Source organism: Pseudomonas sp. AU12215 (genome assembly GCF_001675465.2).
In the GTDB taxonomy this organism is placed as follows: Bacteria; Pseudomonadota; Gammaproteobacteria; order Pseudomonadales; family Pseudomonadaceae; genus Pseudomonas; species Pseudomonas nitroreducens.
The window spans coordinates 50,444-73,159 of the sequence record NZ_MACM02000179.1 but is presented as its reverse complement, the minus strand read 5'-3'; the positions used below and the strand labels follow the sequence as shown (position 1 = coordinate 73,159).

The window sequence follows — 22,716 nt, the reverse complement described above, 5'->3', positions numbered from 1 at the left end:
GTTGTTTGTCCTCGGTCGCGATCAGGCGGCGGTTTCGTCGACCAGCGCCATCTCACGGCTGGTCATGAGTTTTTCGATGTCCACCAGGATGAGCATCCGCTCACCCGCGGTGGCCAGGCCCAGCAGGTACTCGGTGTCGAAGCTGGCGGCGAATTCCGGGCGCGGCTTGATTTCCTCGCCGGCCAGGGCGATCACGTCGGAGACCGAATCCACCACCGCGCCAACGATGCGCCGGCCGACGTTGAGGATGATCACCACGGTGAACTGGTCGTAGCTGATGTCGGCCAGGTTGAACTTGATGCGCAGGTCGACGATGGGAACGATGGCGCCGCGCAGGTTGATCACGCCCTTGATGAAGGCGGGGGCGTTGGCGATCGCCGTGACCTGGTCGTAGCCACGGATCTCCTGCACCCGCAGGATATCGATGGCGTATTCCTCGCGGCCCAGGGTGAAGGTCAGGTACTCCTGCACCGGGTTGCTTGCTGCGCTGGCTTCAGCTGCGCTCATGGGTGGGCTCTCCTTGTGCCGCCAGACGTGGCAGGGCATCGACATCGAGGATCAGGGCGACGCTGCCGTCACCCATGATGGTGGCGCCGGCGATCCCGTCGATCCGGCGGAAGTTCTGTTCCAGGCTCTTGATCACCACCTGCTGCTGGCCGACCAGTTCGTCCACCTGCAGGGCAAAGCTCTTGCCCTCGGATTCGAGGATCACCACGATCCCCTGCTCCGCCGGCATGGGCTCGGCGCCGATGCGCAGCAACTGGTTGAGGGAGAACAGCGGCAGGTATTCGCCGCGCACGCGGATCACCGTCGACTCCTCGCCGGCGAGGCCGCGCACATCGTCGGCGCGGGCCTGCAGCGATTCGACGATGTAGGTCAGCGGTACCACGTAGTTGACCTGCTCCACCGCGACGATCAGACCATCGAGGATGGCCAGGGTCAGCGGCAGACGGATGCTCATGCGGGTGCCCATGCCGAGCGCGGAGTCGATGTCGATCCGCCCGCCCATGGCCTGGATGTTGCGCCGCACCACGTCCATGCCCACGCCCCTGCCGGATAGCTCGGTGACTGCTTCGGCGGTGGAGAAGCCCGGCATGAAGATCAATTGCCAGACGTCCGCGTCGCTCATCCCGTCGTGCACCGGCAGGCCCTTCTCGCGGGCCTTGGCGAGGATGCGTTCGCGGGACAGACCGCGGCCGTCATCGGAGATTTCCACCACCACGCTGCCGCCCTGGTGGCTGGCGGCGAGTTTCACCGAGCCCTGCGCCGGCTTGCCGGCCGCCAGGCGTTCGGCGGGCGTTTCGATGCCGTGGTCGATGCTGTTGCGCACGATGTGGGTGAGCGGGTCGCTGAGCTTTTCGATGACGCTCTTGTCCAGTTCGGTGTGCTCGCCCTGGAGGATCAGTTCGACCTGCTTGCCCAGGCGCGCGGAGGTGTCGTGCACCAGGCGCGGGAAGCGGCTGAAGATGAAGCTGATCGGCAGCATGCGGATCGACATCACCGATTCCTGCAGGTCGCGGGTGTTGTGCTCCAGCTGCGCCAGGGCCTGCTGCAGGCGCTCGAAGTGCGTCGGGTCGAGGTCTTCGCTGAGCTGGCTGAGCATGGCCTGGGTGATCACCAGCTCGCCCACCAGGTTGATCAGGCTGTCGATCTTCTCGACGCTGACGCGGATGGAGCTGGATTCACTGTCGGTGCGCGGCGCGGCGGCTGCCTTCGCCACGGTCGGTGCGGCTTTCGGCGCTTCGATGGCGGCGGCTGGAGCGGCGGCGGGGGCGCCCGGTGCCTTGTCGAAGATGCCGTAGGGCTCGACGGGGCTGGCGCCTGGCGCGCCGGGGGCGTCGTCGAAGAAACCGAAATCGTCGTCGCTGCTGGCGACCGCTGCGCTGGCGCCGGGCGTGCCGGGCGCATCGTCGAAGAAGCCGAAGTCCTCGTCGCTGGCGCCGGCTTCTGCCGCGACAAGGGTGTCTTCGAACAGGCCGGAGTGGTCATCGGCGGTGGCTGCAGCCGGTGCTGCCAGCCAGGCCCGCAGGCGCTCCACGGTGGCGGCGACGGGCACGTCCGGATCGGGTACCTGGCTGCGGTGTGCGTCGAGCAGGCGCTGCAATACGTCGCGGGCTTCGAGAAAGGCGCCGATCATGTCCACGTGCAGGGCAGTCTGCCCGCAACGGATGCGGTCGAGCAGCGTCTCCAGTTCGTGGGTCACGGCGGTCAGGTCGTCGAAGCCGAACATGCCGCTGGAGCCCTTGATCGAGTGCGCCGCACGGAAGATGCCATTGAGCGTCTCGGCGTCCGGCTGATCGAGGTCGAGCCCGATCAGCAGGAGTTCGAGGGTCGCCAGGTGTTCGTCGGTTTCCTCGAAGAAGACCTGGAGGAATTGCTCCATACCGGTAGCCATTCAGGGTTCCCCTAGGGCAGGACCTTGCGGGTCACTTCCAGCAGTTTCGGCGGGTCGAACGGCTTGACCAGCCAGCCGGTGGCGCCGGCGCTCTTGCCCTGCTGTTTCATGGCGTCGCTGGACTCGGTGGTCAGCATCAGGATCGGCGTGCTGCGGTAGCCGGCCATGTCGCGCAGGCTGCGGATCAGCGACAGGCCGTCCATGTTCGGCATGTTCTGGTCGGTGAAGACCAGTTGGTAGGACTTGCGCTGGGCTTTGCCCAGGCCGTCCTTGCCGTCCACGGCCTCGTCCACCTCGTAGCCGGCGGACTTGAGCGTGAAGCTCAGCATTTGCCGGATGGAGGCCGAGTCATCGACGATCAGAATCTGTTTTCCCATTGCGTTGATTCTCCTTGGGTGCAATGCGTTGCTTGTCGCCAGGCGCGCGGAACTCGCGCCATCCCGGCGCGCGGAAAGGGTGTGGGGCTCAGCCGATCAGGGCGAGGTTGGCCAGCCAGTGTTCGTTAAAGCGGGCAATGACGGACTGCAACATGGCGATGCCTCCTGCGCTCGGATCACGTCAAAACAGTTCCACTTCGCCAGCGCTGAGACTGGTCTGGGCGACCGGGTTGCTCAGGGGGCGACCGAGTTCGGCGACTTCGCCACGCAGGCGCTCGCCCCACTCGCCGGGTTCGCGACCATCCAGCGCGCCGAGGCCGACGGCGAGGGCGCCGAGGCGCGCGCTGTGCTTGCCGACCTGGCCGAGCAGTTGGCTGCTCATGTCCTGGAACTGCAGGGCGGTGACCGCGGCGTTGACGCCGTCGCCCACTTCCAGGGAGATGCGGTCCAGCTCCTGCACTACCTTCACGGTGTGCTGATTCATGGCGTCGAGATCGTCGAGCATGTGCTGGATCTTCTGGCGTGAATCCAGGGCGAAGGTCATGTCCTTGTCGGCCAACTGGCTGATGGCGCCCTCGGCGTCCTTGATCTCGTGGTAGACCACGTCGACGTGCTCGCGGATGGCCTGGGAGAAGTGCGTGGAACGGGTGGACAACGCGCGTACCTCGTCGGCTACCACGGCGAAACCGCGGCCGCTTTCGCCGGCGCGGGCGGCTTCGATGGCGGCGTTGAGGGCCAGCAGGTTGGTCTGCTTGGCGATGGCGTCCATGTCCTGGGTGGATTGCAGGATCTCGGCGATCTTGTGCGTCACGCGGTCCATGCGCTCCACCAGTTGCTGTGAGGTGCGGCTGGTCTCCAGGGTGGCTTCGACGAACAGCCCGAGGGTTTCCTGGGTGGCGTGGATGAAACGCTGGAAATCGATGTCGCCGTCCATGTGGCCGCGGCCATCGTAGCGCTCGATCAGCGAGTGGGACAGGCCGCGCTGGGTGTCGATGCGATCGGCGAGGGCGTGGAAGCTGTCGGTCAGTTGCCGGATCGCCTGGTGCAGGAGGCTGTCGATCTGGTGGGTATGGCCGTTGAGCTGGGCCAGGTGGCCTTCCACGGCTTCCTGCAGCGGGCGCCACTGAGGCAGCTCCTCGCTGTGCAGCTTGACTGCCTGCGCCTCGGCGGCGGCCTTGCCGGTGCCGCACAGCAGGCTGCTCAGCACCAGGCTGGAGATCCAGCCCACCGGCAGCATCCACCAGAACGGCACGCCGACCGCGCAGAGCACGGCGACCACCGCCCAGGGCAGGGTCTGGATGATGAGGCGCCGCGGCCAATCCTGGCCGGCTCCTTGAACCGCCAGAGGGTCCAACTGTGAATCGCGCATTGACGTGCACTCCATTGCCGGGCGCCGGTGACCGGGCCAAACGGCTGCTGACAACCTCTTGAGCAGGAATTCGGCCCGGCGATTTAAAACTAGAGTGCCAATGGGTGATGTCAAACTGACGGCATATTCCCGTCGCAAGGGATAGACCCTTGATCTAGAGGGGTTTTCACTGAATGACCGTTTATCGCGGCTGTTCGGATGGCGACGGGCGGTAGTGCGCAGCCCTTGTGTGGCGCGGGTTGTAGCGATTTTTCGATGACAAAACGTGCCGGCTGGAATGGCATCCGGAGCCACGTGATGGTCTTCGGTCAGGAAGCTTGTCGGCAGGCTGGGTAGAGCGGATTACAGGCGAGCCGATATTCGCTCGGGGCTTGCCCTCACCCCAACCCTCTCCCATAGGGAGAGGGGGCAGATTGTGCCGGCTGACGCTGGAGGTTCTCCCTGCACCGAACGGTCCCCTCTCCCGCTTGCGGGAGAGGGTTAGGGTGAGGGGCTCCGCTCGTATGGGCGCGGAAGGTATTTACAGCGTACCGAGCAGCTTGCGCGCCGCCTGGGTGTGGTCGGCGATCAGGCGCTTGAGGTCGAGGCCTTCGACCTCACCGTCGACGACGCGCCAGGTGCCGCCGATCATGATCCGGTCGGCCTTGTCGGCGCCGCACAGCAGTAGCGCGGAGAGCGGGTCGTGGCTGCCGGAGAAGCGCAGTTCGTCGAGCTTGAACAGCGCCAGGTCCGCCTGCTTGCCCACGGCCAGCTCGCCGATGTCGCTGCGGCCGATGAGTTTCGCCGAACCGCGGGTGGCCCAGCCCAGCGCGCGCTCCGGGGTGATCTGTTCGGCGCCGTAGCGCAGGCGCTGGATGTACAGGGCCTGGCGGGCTTCGAGGATCATGTTGGAGGCGTCGTTGGAGGCCGAGCCGTCCACGCCGATGCCCACCGGCGCGCCGGCGGCTTCCAGCGCCACGGTCGGGCAGATGCCCGAGGCCAGGCGCATGTTCGAGCTGGGGCAGTGGCAGACGCCGGTGCCGGCGGCGCCCAGGCGCTGGATTTCCTCATCGTTGAAGTGGATGCCGTGGGCCAGCCAGGTGCGCGGGCCGAGCCAGCCGACGCTGTCCAGGTAATCCACGGTGCGCTGGCCGAAGCGCTGCAGGCAGAAGTCCTCTTCGTCCAGGGTTTCGGCGAGGTGGGTGTGCAGGCGCACGTCTTCGCGCTCGGCCAGTTCGGCGCTGGCGCGCATGATTTCCGGGGTGACCGAGAAGGGCGAGCAGGGTGCCAGGGCGATCTGCACCTGGGCGCCTTCGCCGCGCTGGTGGTACTCGCGAATCAGCCGCTGGCTGTCGTCGAGGATGGCCTCGGCGCTCTGCACGGTCTGTTGCGGCGGCAGGCCGCCGTCGGCTTCGCCCAGGCTCATGGAGCCGCGGGTGAGCATGGCGCGCATGCCCAGTTCCTGGACCACGCCGGCCTGCACGTCGATGGCCTGCTCAAGGCCGTCGGGGAACAGGTAGTGGTGGTCGGCGGCGGTGGTGCAGCCCGAGAGCAGCAGTTCGGCCAGTGCGACCTTGGTGGCCACGCCGAGCTGGTCAGGGGTCAGGCGCGCCCATACCGGGTAGAGCGTCTTCAGCCAGGGGAACAGCGGCTGGTTCACCACCGGCGCCCAGGCGCGGGTAAGGGTCTGGTAGAAGTGGTGGTGGGTGTTGATCAGGCCGGGCGTCAGCACGTGCTGGCTGGCGTCGAAGGTCTGCTGGATGGGGGCCGAAGGCTGCTGGCCGGCAGCGACCAGTTCGACGATGCGGCCGTCCTGGACGACGATGCCGCCACGAGCGTCCTGATCATTAGCGGTGAAGATGGCCAGCGGGTTGCGCAGCCAGAGACGCGGGGAAGACATGGATGAATTCTCCAAACGGACGGAGCCGTTCGTTCGAGCCGGCTCCATGGGTTCATGGGAAGCCAGCTCAGTGTTCACCCTGTCTGCTGATCCAGGTTCCCTCGCACCCTAGCGGTTCGCTGCGCGTCGGCCATGCGGCGTTGGCGATTGTCGAGAAATGCTCATTGACTGGAGTCAACTGCGCTTTCTCGCCAACCGCCGCCTTGCCTGGCTCTAGCTCGCAGAACCTGACATGGGGGTCAAGAGAACGCTCATAGTAACGGGCTCGAATGCCGTCGTCACCAGTCGATCGTCGTTCCCTGGTAGTCCAGGTAGAACTGGCCGCCACGGCCGGCGTGGCCTTCGACCTGGTCGGCAAGGCCTTTCACGCTGGTCGGCACGTCCAGCGGCGCGGACTCGCCGCCCATGTCGGTGCGCACCCAGCCCGGATGCAGGTTGAGCACGGTGATGCCGGTTTCGCCCAGTTCGGCGACGAAGCTGCGGGTCAGCGAATTGAGCGCCGCCTTGCTCGCGCGGTACAGCGCCATGCCGCCGGATTCATTGCCGGCGACGCTGCCCAGTTCGGAGGTCATGAAGGCCAGCACGCCGTTGTCGCCGTCCAGGCGCGGCAGCAGGCGTTCGGCCAGGCGCAGCGGGGCGATGGCGTTGACCATGAACAGGTGGCCGACATCGGCGAGATTGGCGTCGATGGCCGACTGGTGCGGCGGGCCGTAGATGCCGGCGTTGATGTAGATGAGATCGAAGCGTGTGCCGGCCAGGGCTTCGGCGAGGCGGTCCTGGGAGTGCACGTCGTCCAGCAGCAGCGACTCGACGCGCACCGGCAGTGCGGCCAGTTCGCCGGGATGGGCGGCGTCGCGCACGGTGGCGGTGACGTCCCAGCCACGGTCCAGCAGCTCGCGCACCAGGCCCAGGCCCAGGCCGCGCGAGGCGCCGATGATCAAGGCGGATTTCGGGGTGGTCATGGCAGGCTCCTGTGGCGGGGGAAGGTTGCCCAGCATACGCCAGCGCCGCTCAATCGTCGGCACGCAGGCGATCCAGGCGCAGGCGCTCGCGCGGGTCGGTGAGCCGCCACAGCGACAGGTACACCGCGCCCAGCGCGGCGATGAATCCGGCGCCGGCGAGCAGGAACATCAGCAGGATCTGGTAGCGCGCGGCGTCCAGTGGGTCCATGCCGGCGAGGATCTGACCGGTCATGATGCCCGGAAGGGTGATGATACCGGCGGCAGCCATCTGGTTCAGGGTGGGGATCAGCCCGGTGTAGAGCGCGCGGCGAATCAGTCCGCTGAGCGCGGTATGGCGGTCGGCGCCCAGGGCCAGGCGCGCTTCGATGGCCGCCCGCTCGCGGGTGACGCTGGCGAACACCTGGTTCAGCGCCAGGCTGGCGGCGTTCATCGCCGTGCCGAGGATGATACCCACCAGCGGAATGGCGTGGCGCGCGTCGTACCAGGGCGTCGGGCGCAGGCTGCCGGCGAGGGCGAACAGGGCGATGCCCAGGGTGGCGATACCGACCGCGCCGCCGCCGATGCCCAGGTGCCAGAAGCCGGTCAGTCGCCGACGCTGCCGCGAGCCGACCTCGAAGGTCGCCGCGCCCAGCATGACGGCGACCACCAGCGCCGTCAGCCAGGGCGAAGACAGCGCAAATACCTGGCGCAGGAACAGACCGACCAGTACCAACTGCACCACCAGGCGTGCAGCGGAAACCAGCAGCGTGCGTTGCAGGCCCAGGCGCAGCGCCCAGGACAGCGCCGCCGCCGCAAGGATCAGTAGCGCCGCCAGGGCCAGTTCCGGCACGCTCAATTGCAGCGGTGTCATGGGTGTCGCTCCGTCAGTCCGTCGTGGTCCAGGTGCAGTTGCCGCTCGCCGAGACGTTGCGCCTGGTCGGCATCGTGGGTCACCACCAGCAGGCCCATGCCTTGCGCCTTGACCGCCAGCAACAGGCGTTCGACCTGTTCGCGATTGTCCGGGTCCAGCGCGGCGGTGGGTTCGTCCAGCAGCAGGAAGTGCGGGCGTTGCACCAGTGCGCGCAATAGCGCCAGGCGCTGTCGCTCGCCGGTGGACAGTTGCGCGACCTGGGCCTGCAGCCTCGCGGGATCGAGATTGAGCTGCGGGAGCAGCCGGCTTACGCCGTCGAGATCGGTGAAGTGCGCGGCGACGTCGTCTTCCCACCAGCCGGATTCGGCCGGTACGTAGGTCACCCACCGCCGCCAGACATGGGCCGGCTGGCTCTCGCGGTTCACCCCGCCGAGGCTGATCGCGCCCTGGTTCGGGTCGAGATCGGCGAGCATGCGCAGCAGCAGGCTCTTGCCGATGCCCGACGGGCCGCTGAGGACCGTGCAGTGGCCGGGTTCCAGGTCGAGATCGAAGGGCCCGCTGAGCGCGCCGCGCAGGCCGCGGGCGCTCAACGTGCCGACAGGAAAGGGAGAGAGGTTCATGGAAATGCCTACGCGATCGTGACGCTGGCGAGGATAGCGCAGCGTCGCGGGTCACCGCAGAAACGACAAGGCCCGGCGTATGCCGGGCCTTGTGGATAAACAGCCCCGGAGAGTGTGCGCCGGGGCCTGGGCAAGGAGCCCAATCAGTCGGTGGTGATCTTCGAGTGCTTCTGGGTGTCCTTCATGGTCACGTAGACCAGCAGCGAACAGGCGATGCACGCGGTGACGTACCAGTAGAAGCCGCTCTCCATGCCGATGCTCTTGAACCACAGCGCCACGTACTCGGCGGTGCCGCCGAAGATGGACACGGTCAGCGCGTACGGCAGGCCCACGCCCAGGGCGCGGATCTCGGTGGGGAACAGCTCGGCCTTCACCACGGCGTTGATCGAGGTGTAGCCGCTGACGATGACCAGCGCGGCCATGATCAGGAAGAACGCGCCCCACCAGGTGTCGATGGTGTGCAGGGTGCTGAGGATCGGGTAGGTGAACACGGTGCCCAGCACGCCGAAGGCGATCAGGATCGGGCGACGGCCGATCTTGTCCGACAGCGCGCCGACGATGGGCTGCAGCAGCATGAACAGGAACAGCGTGGCCGCCGAGATCATGGTCGAGTCGTTCTTGCTCATGCCCACGGTGTTCACCAGGTACTTCTGCATGTACGTGGTGTAGGTGTAGAAGGCCAGCGTACCGCCCATGGTCAGGCCGACCACGGTCAGGACTTCCTTGGGATGGCGGAACAGGGTGCGGATCAGGCTTTCCTTGGGCTCGTCCTTCTTGGTGCTGAAGGATTCGGTCTCTTCCATGCCGCGACGCAGGAACATGGCTACGACCGCGCACAGCGCGCCGATGAAGAACGGAATACGCCAGCCCCAGCTTTCCAGCTGCTCGACGGTCAGGGTCTGCTGCAGCACGATCAGTACCGCCAGGGCGATGAGCTGGCCGGAGATCAGGGTCACGTACTGGAAGCTGGAGAAGAAGCCGCGCTGCTCCTTGTTGGCCATTTCGCTCAGGTAGGTTGCGGAAGTGCCGTATTCGCCGCCGACCGACAGGCCCTGCAGCAGGCGCGCGAGCACCAGCAGGATCGGTGCGCCGACGCCGATGGTTTCATAGCTGGGGGTCAGGGCGATGATCAGCGAGCCGAAGCACATCAGCAGGACCGAGGCCAGCAGGGCGGCCTTGCGGCCCTTGCGGTCGGCATAGATACCCATCAGCCAGCCGCCGATCGGGCGCATCAGGAAGCCCACGGCGAAGATCGCGGCGGTGTTCAGCAACTGGGCGGTCATGTCGCCCTGGGGGAAGAATGCCTTGGCGAAGTACAGCGAGAAGGCGGCGTAGACGTACCAGTCGTACCACTCGACCAGATTGCCGACCGAGCCACTGAAGATCGACTTGATGCGCTGGGAAGTCGTGCGGGGTGCGGCAGAAGCGGAGACGGCGCTTGCGCTATCCATGGGTATTCCTCTTGTCGTTGTTGTCGTCAGGCGTGCGGACTACGGGTTACGTCACGCCGGCGCGCCGCGAGGGCGGCGCAGTGCCGAGGGCGATAGCAGGCACCGTGCCAAGGCCAGAAAGCCGCGTGGCACTAGGGTCTTGTCTATTTATGGGGTGGCGGCGGCAGGCGAAGCGGCGCCGATTGGCGGGGATGTTGAGCGGAAATCCGCCGATAGGTGGGCGCCTGTAGAAGGGCGCTTCAGCTTCGTCTGGGGGGCTCAGCCAATCGCGGACGGACTCCGCTCCCACGCGGGGTCAGGCTTTGGGCGGGAGCGGACTTCGTCCGCAATCGGTACCCGCCGGCACGGTCACCGCTGGCGGAACAAATCCCCCGGCGTAAAGCCGAACAACCCCTTGAACGAGGCGATATAGGCCGAGGTGGAGTCGTAGCCGCAATCCAGCGCCGCCGCCGTGACGCTGTCGCCCGCCTCCAGCGAGCCGAGGGAGGCGAGCAGACGCTGGCGCTGGCGCCACAGGCGGAAGGTCATGCCGGTCTCGCGCTGGAACAGCCGCGACAAGGTCTTCTCCGACGTACCGATGCGCTGCGCCCAGTCACCCAGGGTATGGCTGTCGGTGGGGTGGTCGATCAGCGTCTGGCACAACTGCAGCAGCCGTCCCTCCTGTGGCATCGGCAGGGAGAAGGCGACCTCCGGCAGGTGGCGCAGCTGGTCCAGGAGCACTTCCACCAGCCGCGATTCGGCACTGTCGCCCTGTGGATAATCCACCGGCAGCTCGCAGAAGCTCTTGACCAGCTCGCGCGCCAGCGGCGTCACCTCCAGCACCCGGCAGCGGTCCGGCGCCCAACGGCAGGCGTCGTCGCGGATGTACAGGCTGCGCATTTCCGCCTGGGTCGAGGTCACCACCTCATGGTCAAGGAAGGCCGGAATCCAGATGGCCCGCTGCGGCGGGGCAAAGAAGCTGCCTTCGGCCGTGTGTACACCCAGTACGCCGGTGATGGCATAGGACAGCTGCACCCACGCGTGGTGGTGCCGGCTGGTCCAGGAGCCCGCGCGTAGCCGCTCGGCACGCGCGTAGACTGGCCGCGGCAGGCGGTCGAGCACCGGAATCAGGCGTTGTAGCTCGGGGGGTTGTCCTTTCATCGGTACATCTTTGGAAAGTGTCGCTGATGGCCAAAGTCTGGCAGGCCAGCCCTGGAGCCTCAAGCACGGCGCCTGGCTGTGCCGGGAAACCGCAGTGTCCAGTGCCCTCGGCGGCGGCGCAAAGCGAGACCGCCCGGCGGCCCGAGTCAACCTGACAGGTGTAGTCGATGCTCTTGTCTGGCATCATCCGCGCCCGGAAAAACGCGTGGTGTGCACCGAGGGCTGTTGGGTAGATTTCCCACAAGAGACTTGTATACATAATTTGTGTTGATTCGTTTCAACACAGGTTATCCATGTATCCAATCTGCCGGTTAGTGGTTGCCATTCCTGTGCTTGCCGATGGCGCGATGCCCTTGAATCAGGCGAAGTTGTCCTGTGGGTCAAGAAATGGCCCGGCCCGTGCACCTGCGTCTTCTCTGCCAAAGGAGCGGATCCCGAGGGGTTCGTCATAAAAATGGAACATCTGGTCAGGATTGGCTCCAATCTTGCTTTTCCTCGCCAGGCCTGACCGACCGGACAGGTTCCACCGACAATTAAAAAACGCAACACGACTGCACTGATTAGGAGCAACGCATGACTCGCACTCTCGCATCCCTGCTGCTCGCCGGCGGGCTGCTCGCGGCCGGGCAGGCCATGGCTGGCGGTGAAGACCTGACCCCGGCTCCGGCATCCAATGACGGCCCGCTGATCTGGCACAACGAAAGCCTGACCTACCTGTGGGGCAAGAACTTCAAGGTAGACCCGCCGATCCAGCAGACCTTCACCTTCGAGAGCGCGAGCGCCTGGACCTGGGGTGACATCTGGTTCTTCGTCGACCAGATCAACTACAACGGCAAGGAAAGCGCCACCAACGGCAAGAACACCTACTACGGCGAGTTCAGCCCGCGCCTGTCGTTCGGCAAGATCACCGGCACCGACCTGTCCTTCGGCCCGATCAAGGACGTGCTGCTGGCCAGCACCTACGAGTTCGGCGAAGGCGACGTCGAGTCCTACCTGCTCGGCCCGGGCTTCGACCTGGCGCTGCCGGGCTTCGATTACTTCCAGCTGAACTTCTACTACCGCAAGCCCGACGGCAACCGCGTGCCGTCCGGCGCCTGGCAGATCACCCCGGCCTGGGCCATCACCTTCCCGGTGGGCAACTCCGACATCCTGTTCGACGGCTTCATGGACTGGGTCGTGAACAACAAGGACGCCAGCTCCAGCCGCCGCAACCAGTCGGATTACCACGCCAACCTGCACTTCAACCCGCAGGTGAAGTACGACCTGGGCAAGGCCATGGGTTACGAGGCCAAGCACCTGTACGTCGGTATCGAGTACGACTACTGGTCCGACAAGTACGGCATCAAGGACTCGCAGTTCTTCACCACCGACCAGAACACCGTCAGCGCACTGGTCAAGTACCACTTCTGATGTCACGACTCACCCCGCCGCCTGGCGGGGTGGTTCTTTCTGATGCCGCCGCTGCACCTTTCGTAGATTGTCCCGCAAAAACTTCGGAAATTGCCGACATTCCGAACAGCTGCGCCCCAATTGGTCGAGGCGCTGCGCTGCTCTAGCTTTGTCTCTCTTTAGCTTCACCAAGGAGATGTGAGCCATGAAGAAACTGTTGATCGCGACCATCGTCGCGAGCATATGCACCCCCGTGCTGGCAGCGCCGCTCGGGCATCCGAGCATTCCTCCCACTGAGCTCCACGACAGGACGCACGCGGGCGGCTTCTACCAGGACGTGGTAACGCACACGCAGCCAGCAGCTCCCGAGGAGCCAGCGCGGGAAGAAAAGGCTGTGGTCGCCACGACCGAATGCCAACCGTTGTGGGGCGGCGGCAAGCAGGATGACCAGGCGGCGGCTGAGCAGGCGCGCCAGGATGATCAGGATGCCAAGCAGCGCGGTGTCGCGGTTGTGCCGGTTCCGGACGGTTGCGCGGGGCTGGGTCTTGCTCGTCCGCTCTACGGCAATATGTCGGTAGGTGCTGCCGTCGGTATCGGCGCCGCCATCGTCGCCGTCGGTGCTGCCATCGGCAACCATGGTGGCGGCGGGCACCACAGCTCTTCCGGCACCACTGGCACAACCCGCTAACCACAGTGCCTCCGGTCTGTGCCGGGGGCATCGCTGTCTCAAGGCTGGAACCGGCCGCTGCCCGCAGGCCGGTTCCCAGCTTTTTCCTTGTTGCGCTTGAATCCCGCTACCCGCCTGGGTTATCCATGCAGCGCCACCGCTCAATGCACGGATATCCCGCATGACCCTCCAGGTACCCGCCCATACCGCACCCAACGGCGAAAAGCCCGCCGGCCGCATTCGCCAGAAGAACGAGGAAGCCATCCTCGCCGCCGCCGAGGAGGAGTTCGCTCGCCACGGCTTCAAGGGCACCAGCATGAACACCATCGCCCAGCGCGTCGGCCTGCCCAAGGCCAACCTGCACTACTACTTCAGCAACAAGCTGGGGCTGTACGTAGCGGTGCTGAGCAACATCCTCGAACTGTGGGACAGCACCTTCAACCACCTCACCGTGGATGATGACCCCGCGGTGGCCCTGGCCACCTATATCCGCGCCAAGATGGAATTCTCCCGCCGCTACCCGCAGGCCTCGCGGGTCTTCGCCATGGAGATCATCAGTGGTGGCGAATGCCTCTCCGAACACTTCAGCCAGGACTACCGCACCTGGTTCGCCGGCCGCGCCGCCGTGTTCCAGGCCTGGATCGAGGCCGGCAAGATGGACACCGTGGACCCGGTGCACCTGATCTTCCTGATCTGGAGCAGCACCCAGCACTACGCCGACTTCGCTACCCAGATCGGTTTCGTCACCGGTCGCAAGCGCATGTCCAGGCAGGACTTCAGCGACGCCAGCGACAACCTCATCCGCATCATCCTCAAGGGTTGCGGGCTGACGCCGCCGACCTCCGCATGAGTTTCACCCTGGCCGGCCTCGCCCGCTACGAAGAAGACATCCGCAAGAGCCGCTTCCAGTGCGTGGCCGCACCTATTGCCAGCGAGGCCGAGGCCCAGGCCTTCCTCGCCGCGCACCGGGACGCCAGTGCCGGGCACAACTGCTGGGCGTGGAAGCTGGGCAACCAGTACCGCTTCAGCGATGACGGCGAGCCCGGCGGCACCGCCGGCCGGCCCATGCTGGTGGCCATCGAAGGGCAGGACATGGACCGCGTGGTCGTCGTGGTCAGCCGCTGGTTCGGCGGTATCAAGCTCGGTACCGGCGGCCTGGCCCGCGCCTATGGGGGTTGCGCGGCGAAATGCCTGCAGGACGCCGAGCGGGTCGAACTGGTGCCCAGCAGCCGGCTGGCCTTCGATTGCACCTTCGCCGAGCATGCGTTGTTCAAGGCGCGAGTCCTTGCGCTCGGTGCCAGCATCGAGGACGAAACCTTCGGTGGGGAGGGCGTGCAGGTGACGGCGGTCCTGCCGACCACCCGGATCGAGCCGTTGCAGAAGCTGCTCGGTGACCTCAGCCGCGGTCGTATCCGGGCGCGCTTGCTGGACGCCTGATTCTTCTCCCCAAATCCCGTGGAACCACCTGTGGATAACCTGTGGCAGGTCGGCTCCTGCCTGCGCCGTCCGGAGGCTGCAGGGCATCGCTCATTTTCTGAGCAATTCGTCGCCGGCCTGTTGAGCAAAATATGAACAAGCTGTGGAAAAGTTGTGGATGAATTGCGCCGGAAACGCCGCTCGGGATCACTCCTGACCATTCGGTAAATTATTCACTGGATTGATGCAGGGCTTGCGGGGCCTGGGTCCGGGCTTTTGGCTGGATGGGCGGACGGCACCCGACAGGTTGGGGGCAACTCTCTGGACAATCTGTGGGCAACGTGTGGGCAAGGTGTCTCGTCGTTGAGACACATCGTGAGTTTATCGGCCGTCATCCACCGCCAGCCTTGGCGAAAAGCCTGCCGCTTCGCTTTGAAAATCTGTGGGTAACTCTGGGGAAAAGGCGCCGGCGCATGGCCGGCGCCAGTGCCTTCAAAGACGGAATTGCGCCATCTGCCGCGCCAGGTCGTCGGCCAGGGTTCGCAGCTCGCGGCATTGCTCGCGGCCATGCTGCACTTCGCGGGTGGTGGCGTGGGCGAGATCGGCGATGCCCTGCACGTTGCGGTTGATCTCCTCGGTCACCGCCGACTGCTCCTCGGTGGCCGTGGCGACCTGGTGGTTGATGTCGCTGATGCGCTCCACCTGGTCGGCGATGGCGCCCAGGGAAGCGCCGGCCTGTTCGCTGGCCGCCAGGCTCTGCCCGGTGGTCTGCTGGCTGGATTGCATCGAGCGCACTGCGGCCTCCGCGCCGCCCTTCAGGCGCTGGATGATCGTGAGGATTTCGTCGGTGGAGCCCTGGGTGCGGCTGGCCAGCGTGCGTACCTCATCGGCGACCACGGCGAAGCCACGGCCCAGTTCGCCGGCGCGCGCCGCCTCGATGGCGGCGTTGAGGGCAAGCAGGTTGGTCTGCTCGGAGACGCCGCGGATCACTGCCAGCACCTGGTCGATGCTCGCCACCTGCCCGGCCAGTTCGCCGACCGCGCCGGCCGCCTCGCCGATCTCCCCGGACATGCGCTGGCCGACCTGCAGCGAGCCGCCGACCACCCGCCGCGCTTCGCCGGCTTCGTCGCGCGCCTGCTGCGATGCGCTGGCCGCCTGCTCGGCGTTGCGGGCGATTTCCTGCACCGTGCTGCCCATCTCGTTCACTGCCGTGGCGACCATGTCGGTCATTTCCTGCTGGCGGCCGGCACGGTCGGCGGTGTTGTCCACCACCTGCGCCACTTCGCCGACGGTGCGCAGCAGTTGCTGGCTGGTGCCAAGCACGGCACTGATCAGCGCGCGCTGGCCTTCGAGGAAGCGGTTGAAGCCGCGCGCCAGGTCGCCCAGTTCGTCCGCGCGGCTGTCGTCCAGGCGGCGGGTGAGGTCACCCCCGCCACCGCCGATCTCCAGCAGCGCACTGGTCACCTGGCGGATCGGCCTGGCGAGGCTGCGCGCCATGAGTATCACCAGCGCCAGGCAGAGCAGGGCGACCACTGCTCCGGCGAGGCCGGAGAAGGCCAGCGCCTCGCGGGCGTCGGCATAGATTTCCGCCTCCGGCACTTCGCTCACCAGGGTCCAGCCCAGGTCATGCAGCGGCAGGCTGGCGGCGAGGTAGGCCTCGCCGTTGCGTTCGAAGCGAGCGCTGTGGAAACCCTGCTGGCCGAGCAGTGCGCTCGCCGCGCCGGGCCCGATCAGGTCGCCCAGGCTGCGCCCTTTGGGCAGCGTGGCGTCGGGATGGATCTGTACCTGGCCGTCGTTCTTCACCAGGTACACGCGCCCGGACTGGCCGAAGCGGAAGTCGCTGATCAGCGTCGACAGTTCGCGCATCTCCAGGCCCAGGCCGGCGATGCCGAGCAGCTTGCCGTCGCGCTCCACACGCTGGTCGATGAACAGCGCCAGTTCGCCGGTGCTGCCGTCGGTGTCGATGTTCCACATGCGCGGCTTGCCGCTGTCGATGAACTGGAAGTACCAGCTGTCCTTCGGCTCGCTGCGGCTCAGCGTGCGTTCCTTGCCCTTGTCGCTGTAGTAGGCGCCGCTGGCGTTGGAGGTGATCAGCGCGGAGAAGGCCTTCTGCGAGGCGCGGATGCCGCCCAGGTAGCGGGTGAACTCGGCCAGTTGCGCGGGGCTTTCGCCGGCGGCCAGCCAGTCCTGCACCAGGGTGTTGTCGGCGATGCCGGCCGCTGCGGTGATGGGGCCGGTGAGGCGCTTCTCGAAGTCATTGGCAATCGCCTGGATGCTCGCGGGCAGCGCCTGTTCGAGCAGGTAGCGCTCGCTCAGGCGGTTGACCAGCACGGCATAGAGGCCCAGGACGATGAGCAGGCTGATGAGCAGGGCGGCGCCCATGCTGAGGATGAGCTGGGTCTGGATACTTCGCAGGCGCATTTTCTTGTTTTCCTCCGGACGCACAACGAAACGCCCGCCGGGCGGCGGGCGAAGAGACGGGGTCGTTGAGTGTATCGGCGGCAGCGGGAAAAACTGTTGTCCCACTGGTCAGGTTTTTGCGTCCGCTGGCGTGTCGCCGCACGCACCTTCGCTACATAGCGCGGCCCATTCCACGCCTTCGCGCGTCTGCCGGGCAGGGGCGTCCTGGTGATAACGGGCGATGACCTGGGCGGCGACCGAGATGGCCACTTCCAGCGGGCGTTTGCCGGGCACTTCGCCAAGACCGATGGGGCAATGCATCTGCTCGATCACCTGCGGTGGATAACCGTGCTGCTCCAGCCTCATCTGGAAGCGCCGCGCCTTGGTGCGCGAGCCGATCATGCCGAGAAAGCCGGCGTCGCCGCGCTTGAGCACGGCTTCGGCAATGGCGTAATCCAGTGGATGGTTGTGGGTCATGACCAGGAAGTAGCTGCCCGGCGGCGCTTCGTGCACGGCGTCCTCGGGTTCCTCCAGCAGGCGCATGCGCACACCGTCAGGGACGGCCTTGGGAAGTTCCGCCGCGCGGCTGTCGACCCACTCCAGGCGCAACGGCAAACCTGCCAGCAATGGCGCGAGGGCGCGGCCGACGTGGCCGGCACCGAACAGCACGACCTGGGGTCCACGCGCGGCAAAGCATTCGAACAGCAGGCTGGCACGCCCGCCGCAACACTGGCCCAGCCGTGCGCCGAGGGGGAAGTGTTCCAGCGCCTGGCTGTCGCGGCCTCCGAGCAGCAGCTTGCGGGCGTGCTCGATGGCAGCGAACTCCAGGTGACCGCCGCCGATGGTGTCGAAGATTTCCCCGGCGGTGACCAGCATCTTGCTGCCGGACTCGCGGGGCGTGGAGCCCTGCACGCCGATCACCGTGATCAGCACGTAGCCCTCGGCGCTGTCGCGCAGGCCGGCGACGGCGTCCATCCAGGTTCGGGTCATGCTCGGTTCTCCTGGCGCATCGCCTCGCAGGCCCAGAGTACCCGCTCTGGTGTCGCCGGTGTATCCAGGTCGGGGCTCAGGCGGTAATCCGCGAGGCTGGCGATGGCGTCGCGCAGCGCCGACCACACCGAGATCGCCAGCATGAACGGCGGCTCGCCCACGGCCTTGGACAAGTACACGCTGTCCTCCTCGTTGGGGCGCTCGAACAGTGCCACGCGGAAGTCTTCCGGCGTGTCGCTCACCGCCGGAATCTTGTAGGTCGCCGGCCCCACCGTGAGCAGCTTGCCCGCATCGTCCCAGCGCAGTTCCTCGGTGGTCAGCCAGCCCATGCCCTGGATGAAGCCACCCTCGATCTGGCCGATGTCGATGGCCGGGTTAACGCTGCGGCCGACGTCATGGAGGATGTCCACGCGCAGTACGCGGTACTCGCCGGTCAGCGTATCCACTTCCACCTCGGACACCGCCGCGCCGTAGGCGAAGTAGAAGAACGGATGGCCCTGGCCCTTCTCGCGGTCGTGGAAGATTTTCGGCGTGCGGTAGAAACCGGTGGCGGAAAGCTGGATGCGCGCGAAGTAGGCAGCCTGGATGACCTCGACGAAGTCGAGGTGCCGGGTTCCCACCGTTATGCCGCCGTGTTCGAAACGTACTTCCTGCGGCTTCACCTCGTCGCGTTCGGCAAGGAAGTCGACCAGCCGTTTCTTCAGCGTCCGCGCCGCATCGCGGGCAGCCATGCCATTGAGATCGGTGCCGCTGGAAGCGGCAGTGGGCGAGGTGTTGGGCACCTTGTCGGTGCGCGTGGCGGTGATCACCACGCGCTCCAGCGGTACCTGGAATTCCTCGGCGACAATCTGCGCGACCTTGGTGTTCAGGCCCTGGCCCATCTCGGTGCCGCCGTGGTTCAGCTGGATGCTGCCGTCGGTGTAGAGGTGGATCAGCGCGCCGGCCTGGTTCAGGTGCTGCGCGGTGAAGGAGATGCCGAATTTCACCGGTGTCAGGGCGAGGCCTTTCTTCAGCACTGGGCTCCGCGTGTTGAAGTCATGGATCGCCAAGCGGCGCGCGGCGTAGTCGCTGCTCGTTTCCAGGCGCGCGATCAGCTCGCCCAGCAGGTTGTGCTCGACCTTCTGGTGGTAGGGCGTCAGCTCGCGCCCCGTTCCTCCGTAGAGGTTGAGCTTGCGCACATCGAGCGGGTCCTTGCCCACCGCGCGGGCGATGTCGTCCATGGCGCGCTCGATGACCATCATCCCCTGCGGCCCGCCGAAGCCGCGGAAGGCGGTGTGCGAGACGATGTTGGTGAAGCTGCGGTAGCCGGAGATGGCCACGTCGGGGATGAAGTAGGCGTTGTCGGCGTGGAACATCGCGCGGTCGACGATGGCGTCGGAGAGGTCCGGCGAATGGCCGCAGTCGCCCACCACTTCCAGTTGCGCGGCGAGCAACCGGCCTTCTTCGTCGAAGCCGACACGGTAGCGGTTGTGAAAGGGGTGGCGCTTGCCGGTCAGGCGCATGTCGTCGGCGCGTGGCAGGCGCAGCTTCACGGCTTGCCCGGTCTTGCGGGCGAGCAGCGCGGCGAGGCAGGCGAAGGGCGCGGCCTGGGTTTCCTTGCCGCCGAAGCCTCCGCCCATGCGGCGCACTTCCACGGTGACCTTGGCCAACGGGATCGCCAGCACTTCGGCCGCCAGTTTCTGTACTTCGCTGGGGTGCTGGCTGGAGGTGTGCACCAGCATGCCGCCGTCGTCGCCGGGGAGTGCCAGCGAAGCCTGGCCTTCGAGGTAGAAATGCTCCTGGCCGCCGATGAACTGGCGGGCTTCCAGCAGGTGCGGGGCTTTCTCCAGCGCCGTTTGCGCATCGCCCCGGCGCATGTGGTGCGGTGGGCGTACGAAGCGTTCCTCGGCCTTTGCCTTGAGCGGATCGATCAGCGGATCTTCCTGCGCGTATTCGACCTTCGCCAGGCGTACCGCCCGGCGTGCCTGGATCAGGCTGTGCGCCGCGACGGCGAACAGTGCTTGCCCGTGGTACTTCACCCGCTCGCCGGCCAGCAACGGGTCGCCGGGGAACACCGGGCCGATGTCGGTGTGGCCGGGCACGTCGTCCAGGGTCAGCACGGCCACTACGCCGGGGGCGCTTCGCACCGCGTCGAGGTCGAGGGAAAGAACGGCGCCGCAGGCAATTTCCGTGACGCCGACGGCGGCGTGCAGCAGGTCGCGCGGCTCCTTCAGGTCGTCCACGTAGCGCGCGGCGCCGCTGACGTGCAGCGCTGCGCTGTCGTGTTCGCGGGGCTGGCCCGCACTGTGGATGGCGACCGCGACGCCATTGCTGGCCAGCGGTGGCAGGCTACGCATGGCGCACCTCCGCGGCATTGTCGGACCATTCCAGTAGTGCGCGCTGCAGCAGGTTCTGCGCCACCTTCAGGCGATAGGCGGCGCTGGCGCGCAGGTCGTCGATGGGCTGGAAATCCTCCGGGATCGCGGCCTGCGCCGCAACGACGGCCGCTGTGTCGAATGGCTTGCCGCGCAGCGCCGCTTCGGTCCGCAGGCCGCGCAGGGGCGTGGCCGCCATGCCGCCGTAGGCAAGGCGCACATCGGTGACGATGGCGTTGTCATCGAGGTCCAGTCGCAGCGCCATGCACACGGCGGAAATGTCGTCGTCGCGGCGTTTGGACACCTTGTCGACGCGGAACCGCTGGTGGCTGCCCAGGCGCGGGATCAACACCGCTTCGATGTACTCGCCGGGCTGCAGGACGGTCTTGCGATAGCCGGTGAAGAATCCATCGACAGGCACCTCGCGCACGGCTCCCGACTGGCGCAGGCGCAACGTCGCATCCAGGGCCAGCAATACCGGCGGCGTGTCGCCGATGGGCGAGGCGTTGGCGATGTTGCCGCCCAGGGTGCCGCGCTGGCGGATCTGCAGGGAGCCGAGGCGTTCCAGCAAGGCGCTCACGCCGGGGAATTCGTCCAGTGCAGCGAGGCAGTCGGCATAGGGGCGCGCGGCACCGATCAGCAGGTGGTCGGCATGGCGTTCCAGGCGTTGCAGCTCGTCGACGCGGTCGAGGTGGATGAGCGCCGTGAACGCTTTGAGGTTCTGCGTCGCTTCAAGCGCCAGGTCGGTGCCGCCGGCGATCAGCCGCGCCTGCGGATGGCGCTGAAGCAAGTCGTCCAATTCGTCCAGCGAACCGGGCAACCAGGCCTGCGCCGTGCCTTCGCAAAGGGCGCCGGCTGTGGAGATGTCCCGCAGGCGGGCGACCGTCAGGGCACTGTTCTGCTCGAAGCTGTCCAGGCACGGCTGTCCGGCGATCTGCGCGGCGGCATCGAGGATCGGCCGGTAGCCGGTGCAGCGGCACAGGTTGCCCGAAAGTGCCGTCAGCGCCGTCTCGCGGCTATGTGGCGGCGGTGAATGGTGCCAGGCGAACAGCGACATGACGATGCCGGGTGTGCAGAAGCCGCACTGCGAGCCGTGGCAATCGACCATGGCCTGCTGGACCGGGTGCAGCGCGCCGGGTTCGCCCAGGTGCTCAACGGTCAGCACCTGGCGTCCGTGGACCGCCCCAAGCAATGTGATGCAGGCGTTCACCGCACGGTAGCGCAAGGCTTCGCCCTCGGGCTCGGCGAGCACCACGGTACAGGCGCCGCAGTCGCCCGAGGCGCAGCCCTCCTTGGTGCCGGTGCCGGCGCGGTGGATGCGCAGGTAGTCGAGCAGGCTGGTCTCGGGCGCGAACCCGTCGGCCTGGACTGCTTCTTCGCCGAGCAGGAACTGGATCATCGGGAGTCCTCGTCGTCATGCGTGCGGCGTGCCGCTTCGCGAAGGCTGACCGGAACGGGCGAGAACCCTGCGTTAGCGGCCCACGCAAACAAGCATAGGCGCGTGGGCGGGCAGGGCAAAAAAGCAGGGGCTGGCAAGGCAGGGCGAGGCACCGTACGTCGCGTTTGCCGTTGCCCTCGAGCGGCTTTCGCGCCAAGGTGTGAAGACCGGTGCAAGCCGCCGGACTCGGGGGGAGGGCTTGAAGCCGCCAGGCAGAGCCCTTGAAGCGGGAATTCAGGTGTAGGATCCCGCGTTTCGCTTGATAGGAAACTTCTTCCTTTTATAGCCACCCTCATAGAAATACTCAATATTCCTAATGCCCTAAATCAATGGGCCTTTTTTGTCATCAGACGATAATCTTCTACCTGTCGAATTTCTAACGATCGACCCACTCGATTAAACGACAACTCTCTACGAGGAATTGCCTAATGAACCTGATCAACACCCAAGTCCAACCGTTCAAGGTCAACGCTTTCCACAATGGCAAGTTCATCGAAGTCACCGAGCAGTCCCTGAAGGGCAAGTGGTCGGTACTGATCTTCATGCCGGCAGCCTTCACCTTCAACTGCCCGACCGAGATCGAAGACGCCGCCAACAACTACGCTGCGTTCCGTGACGCTGGTACCGAGGTTTACATCGTGACCACCGACACCCACTTCTCCCACAAGGTGTGGCACGAAACCTCCCCGGCTGTTGGCAAGGCTCAGTTCCCGCTGATCGGCGACCCGACCCACCAGCTGACCAACGCTTTCGGCGTGCACATCCCGGAAGAAGGCCTCGCCCTGCGCGGCACCTTCGTGATCAACCCGGAAGGCGTGATCAAGACCGTCGAAATCCACTCCAACGAGATCGCTCGTGACGTCGGCGAGACCCTGCGCAAGCTGAAAGCTGCCCAGTACACCGCGGCTCACCCGGGCGAAGTCTGCCCGGCCAAGTGGAAAGAAGGCGAGAAGACCCTGGCTCCGTCCCTGGACCTGGTCGGCAAGATCTAAGAACGGCCGGGAAGCGGTTGCGCGGCA

At 66.2% G+C, this 22,716-nt stretch carries 19 protein-coding genes; 5 read left to right on the top strand and 14 right to left on the bottom strand.

From position 1 onward, the window contains the following. Positions 1-21: 21 nt before the first annotated feature. The 10 genes from A9513_RS31080 to A9513_RS31035 all read right to left on the bottom strand — a co-directional run bounded on the left by A9513_RS31080 (position 22) and on the right by A9513_RS31035 (position 11,043). Complete coding sequence (locus A9513_RS31080; RefSeq protein ID WP_024766253.1) at positions 22-507, bottom strand: chemotaxis protein CheW; 486 nt, start codon at positions 505-507, stop codon at positions 22-24. Continuing rightward, positions 494-2,395, bottom strand: coding sequence for a chemotaxis protein CheA (locus tag A9513_RS31075; protein WP_065086402.1), 1,902 nt, complete (start codon positions 2,393-2,395; stop codon positions 494-496). Before A9513_RS31075 ends, A9513_RS31080 begins: the two co-directional genes overlap by 14 nt. Positions 2,396-2,406: 11 nt before the next feature. After that, complete coding sequence (locus tag A9513_RS31070; RefSeq protein ID WP_024766255.1) at positions 2,407-2,772, bottom strand: response regulator; 366 nt, start codon at positions 2,770-2,772, stop codon at positions 2,407-2,409. A gap of 181 nt (positions 2,773-2,953) precedes the next feature. Next, the gene (locus A9513_RS31065) at positions 2,954-4,141 is read right to left on the bottom strand and encodes a methyl-accepting chemotaxis protein (protein ID WP_065086401.1); all 1,188 of its coding nucleotides are present in this window, start codon (positions 4,139-4,141) and stop codon (positions 2,954-2,956) included. Positions 4,142-4,661: 520 nt separating this feature from the next. Then, complete coding sequence (locus A9513_RS31060) at positions 4,662-6,020, bottom strand: 8-oxoguanine deaminase (RefSeq protein ID WP_024766257.1); 1,359 nt, start codon at positions 6,018-6,020, stop codon at positions 4,662-4,664. A 278-nt stretch (positions 6,021-6,298) separates the two neighbouring features. Then, positions 6,299-6,982: an SDR family oxidoreductase gene (locus tag A9513_RS31055; protein WP_065086400.1), complete on the bottom strand. Its 684-nt coding sequence runs from the start codon at positions 6,980-6,982 to the stop codon at positions 6,299-6,301. A gap of 49 nt (positions 6,983-7,031) precedes the next feature. After that, positions 7,032-7,832 (bottom strand): iron export ABC transporter permease subunit FetB, encoded by an 801-nt coding sequence (gene fetB / locus A9513_RS31050; RefSeq protein WP_024766259.1) that lies wholly within the window; start codon positions 7,830-7,832, stop codon positions 7,032-7,034. Beyond that, positions 7,829-8,452: an ATP-binding cassette domain-containing protein gene (locus A9513_RS31045; RefSeq protein WP_065086399.1), complete on the bottom strand. Its 624-nt coding sequence runs from the start codon at positions 8,450-8,452 to the stop codon at positions 7,829-7,831. The genes fetB and A9513_RS31045 overlap by 4 nt, the downstream gene beginning before the upstream one ends. 143 nt (positions 8,453-8,595) lie before the next feature. After that, complete coding sequence (locus A9513_RS31040; protein WP_024766261.1) at positions 8,596-9,903, bottom strand: MFS transporter; 1,308 nt, start codon at positions 9,901-9,903, stop codon at positions 8,596-8,598. A gap of 348 nt (positions 9,904-10,251) precedes the next feature. Further along, positions 10,252-11,043, bottom strand: a complete 792-nt coding sequence (locus A9513_RS31035) for a helix-turn-helix transcriptional regulator (RefSeq protein WP_024766262.1) — start codon at positions 11,041-11,043, stop codon at positions 10,252-10,254. Positions 11,044-11,616: 573 nt separating this feature from the next. Between A9513_RS31035 and A9513_RS31030 the strand changes: the two genes are divergently transcribed. The 4 genes from A9513_RS31030 (at position 11,617) to A9513_RS31015 (ending at position 14,536) form a co-directional block, all read left to right on the top strand. After that, positions 11,617-12,453 carry an outer membrane protein OmpK gene (locus A9513_RS31030; RefSeq protein WP_024766263.1) on the top strand — a complete coding sequence of 279 codons (837 nt, stop codon included), beginning with the start codon at positions 11,617-11,619 and terminating at the stop codon, positions 12,451-12,453. Positions 12,454-12,637: 184 nt separating this feature from the next. Beyond that, on the top strand, positions 12,638-13,120 hold the full coding sequence (locus tag A9513_RS31025) for a hypothetical protein (protein ID WP_065086398.1): 483 nt from the start codon (positions 12,638-12,640) through the stop codon (positions 13,118-13,120). A 160-nt stretch (positions 13,121-13,280) separates the two neighbouring features. Then, the gene (locus A9513_RS31020) at positions 13,281-13,949 is read left to right on the top strand and encodes a TetR/AcrR family transcriptional regulator (protein ID WP_024766265.1); all 669 of its coding nucleotides are present in this window, start codon (positions 13,281-13,283) and stop codon (positions 13,947-13,949) included. Next, entirely contained in the window at positions 13,946-14,536 is a 591-nt protein-coding gene (locus A9513_RS31015) for a YigZ family protein (RefSeq protein ID WP_037009957.1), read from the top strand. Before A9513_RS31020 ends, A9513_RS31015 begins: the two co-directional genes overlap by 4 nt. A gap of 471 nt (positions 14,537-15,007) precedes the next feature. Here the strand turns inward: A9513_RS31015 and A9513_RS31010 are convergent, their stop codons facing one another. The 4 genes from A9513_RS31010 to xdhA all read right to left on the bottom strand — a co-directional run bounded on the left by A9513_RS31010 (position 15,008) and on the right by xdhA (position 21,658). Then, positions 15,008-16,936 (bottom strand): methyl-accepting chemotaxis protein, encoded by a 1,929-nt coding sequence (locus A9513_RS31010; protein ID WP_024766267.1) that lies wholly within the window; start codon positions 16,934-16,936, stop codon positions 15,008-15,010. A 108-nt stretch (positions 16,937-17,044) separates the two neighbouring features. Beyond that, positions 17,045-17,905: a xanthine dehydrogenase accessory protein XdhC gene (xdhC, locus tag A9513_RS31005; protein ID WP_038803470.1), complete on the bottom strand. Its 861-nt coding sequence runs from the start codon at positions 17,903-17,905 to the stop codon at positions 17,045-17,047. Then, positions 17,902-20,241: a xanthine dehydrogenase molybdopterin binding subunit gene (gene xdhB, locus A9513_RS31000; RefSeq protein ID WP_065086397.1), complete on the bottom strand. Its 2,340-nt coding sequence runs from the start codon at positions 20,239-20,241 to the stop codon at positions 17,902-17,904. The genes xdhC and xdhB overlap by 4 nt, the downstream gene beginning before the upstream one ends. After that, the gene (gene xdhA, locus A9513_RS30995) at positions 20,234-21,658 is read right to left on the bottom strand and encodes a xanthine dehydrogenase small subunit (protein ID WP_065086396.1); all 1,425 of its coding nucleotides are present in this window, start codon (positions 21,656-21,658) and stop codon (positions 20,234-20,236) included. Before xdhA ends, xdhB begins: the two co-directional genes overlap by 8 nt. 467 nt (positions 21,659-22,125) lie before the next feature. Between xdhA and ahpC the strand changes: the two genes are divergently transcribed. Beyond that, positions 22,126-22,689 (top strand): alkyl hydroperoxide reductase subunit C, encoded by a 564-nt coding sequence (gene ahpC, locus A9513_RS30990; protein WP_037016170.1) that lies wholly within the window; start codon positions 22,126-22,128, stop codon positions 22,687-22,689. The last annotated feature ends 27 nt before the right edge of the window (positions 22,690-22,716 follow it).

What these genes read in the sequence shown, in the direction of transcription:
- A9513_RS31065 (WP_065086401.1), bottom strand. Translation starts at nt 4,141, where the DNA reads ATGCGCGATTCACAGTTGGACCCTCTGGCGGTTCAAGGAGCCGGCCAG.
- xdhB (WP_065086397.1), bottom strand. Translation starts at nt 20,241, where the DNA reads ATGCGTAGCCTGCCACCGCTGGCCAGCAATGGCGTCGCGGTCGCCATC.
- ahpC (WP_037016170.1), top strand. Translation starts at nt 22,126, where the DNA reads ATGAACCTGATCAACACCCAAGTCCAACCGTTCAAGGTCAACGCTTTC.
- A9513_RS31075 (WP_065086402.1), bottom strand. Translation starts at nt 2,395, where the DNA reads ATGGCTACCGGTATGGAGCAATTCCTCCAGGTCTTCTTCGAGGAAACC.
- A9513_RS31055 (WP_065086400.1), bottom strand. Translation starts at nt 6,982, where the DNA reads ATGACCACCCCGAAATCCGCCTTGATCATCGGCGCCTCGCGCGGCCTG.
- A9513_RS31035 (WP_024766262.1), bottom strand. Translation starts at nt 11,043, where the DNA reads ATGAAAGGACAACCCCCCGAGCTACAACGCCTGATTCCGGTGCTCGAC.
- A9513_RS31030 (WP_024766263.1), top strand. Translation starts at nt 11,617, where the DNA reads ATGACTCGCACTCTCGCATCCCTGCTGCTCGCCGGCGGGCTGCTCGCG.
- A9513_RS31045 (WP_065086399.1), bottom strand. Translation starts at nt 8,452, where the DNA reads ATGAACCTCTCTCCCTTTCCTGTCGGCACGTTGAGCGCCCGCGGCCTG.
- A9513_RS31060 (WP_024766257.1), bottom strand. Translation starts at nt 6,020, where the DNA reads ATGTCTTCCCCGCGTCTCTGGCTGCGCAACCCGCTGGCCATCTTCACC.
- A9513_RS31070 (WP_024766255.1), bottom strand. Translation starts at nt 2,772, where the DNA reads ATGGGAAAACAGATTCTGATCGTCGATGACTCGGCCTCCATCCGGCAA.
- xdhA (WP_065086396.1), bottom strand. Translation starts at nt 21,658, where the DNA reads ATGATCCAGTTCCTGCTCGGCGAAGAAGCAGTCCAGGCCGACGGGTTC.
- A9513_RS31080 (WP_024766253.1), bottom strand. Translation starts at nt 507, where the DNA reads ATGAGCGCAGCTGAAGCCAGCGCAGCAAGCAACCCGGTGCAGGAGTAC.
- fetB (WP_024766259.1), bottom strand. Translation starts at nt 7,832, where the DNA reads ATGACACCGCTGCAATTGAGCGTGCCGGAACTGGCCCTGGCGGCGCTA.
- A9513_RS31020 (WP_024766265.1), top strand. Translation starts at nt 13,281, where the DNA reads ATGACCCTCCAGGTACCCGCCCATACCGCACCCAACGGCGAAAAGCCC.
- A9513_RS31010 (WP_024766267.1), bottom strand. Translation starts at nt 16,936, where the DNA reads ATGCGCCTGCGAAGTATCCAGACCCAGCTCATCCTCAGCATGGGCGCC.
- A9513_RS31015 (WP_037009957.1), top strand. Translation starts at nt 13,946, where the DNA reads ATGAGTTTCACCCTGGCCGGCCTCGCCCGCTACGAAGAAGACATCCGC.
- A9513_RS31040 (WP_024766261.1), bottom strand. Translation starts at nt 9,903, where the DNA reads ATGGATAGCGCAAGCGCCGTCTCCGCTTCTGCCGCACCCCGCACGACT.
- xdhC (WP_038803470.1), bottom strand. Translation starts at nt 17,905, where the DNA reads ATGACCCGAACCTGGATGGACGCCGTCGCCGGCCTGCGCGACAGCGCC.
- A9513_RS31025 (WP_065086398.1), top strand. Translation starts at nt 12,638, where the DNA reads ATGAAGAAACTGTTGATCGCGACCATCGTCGCGAGCATATGCACCCCC.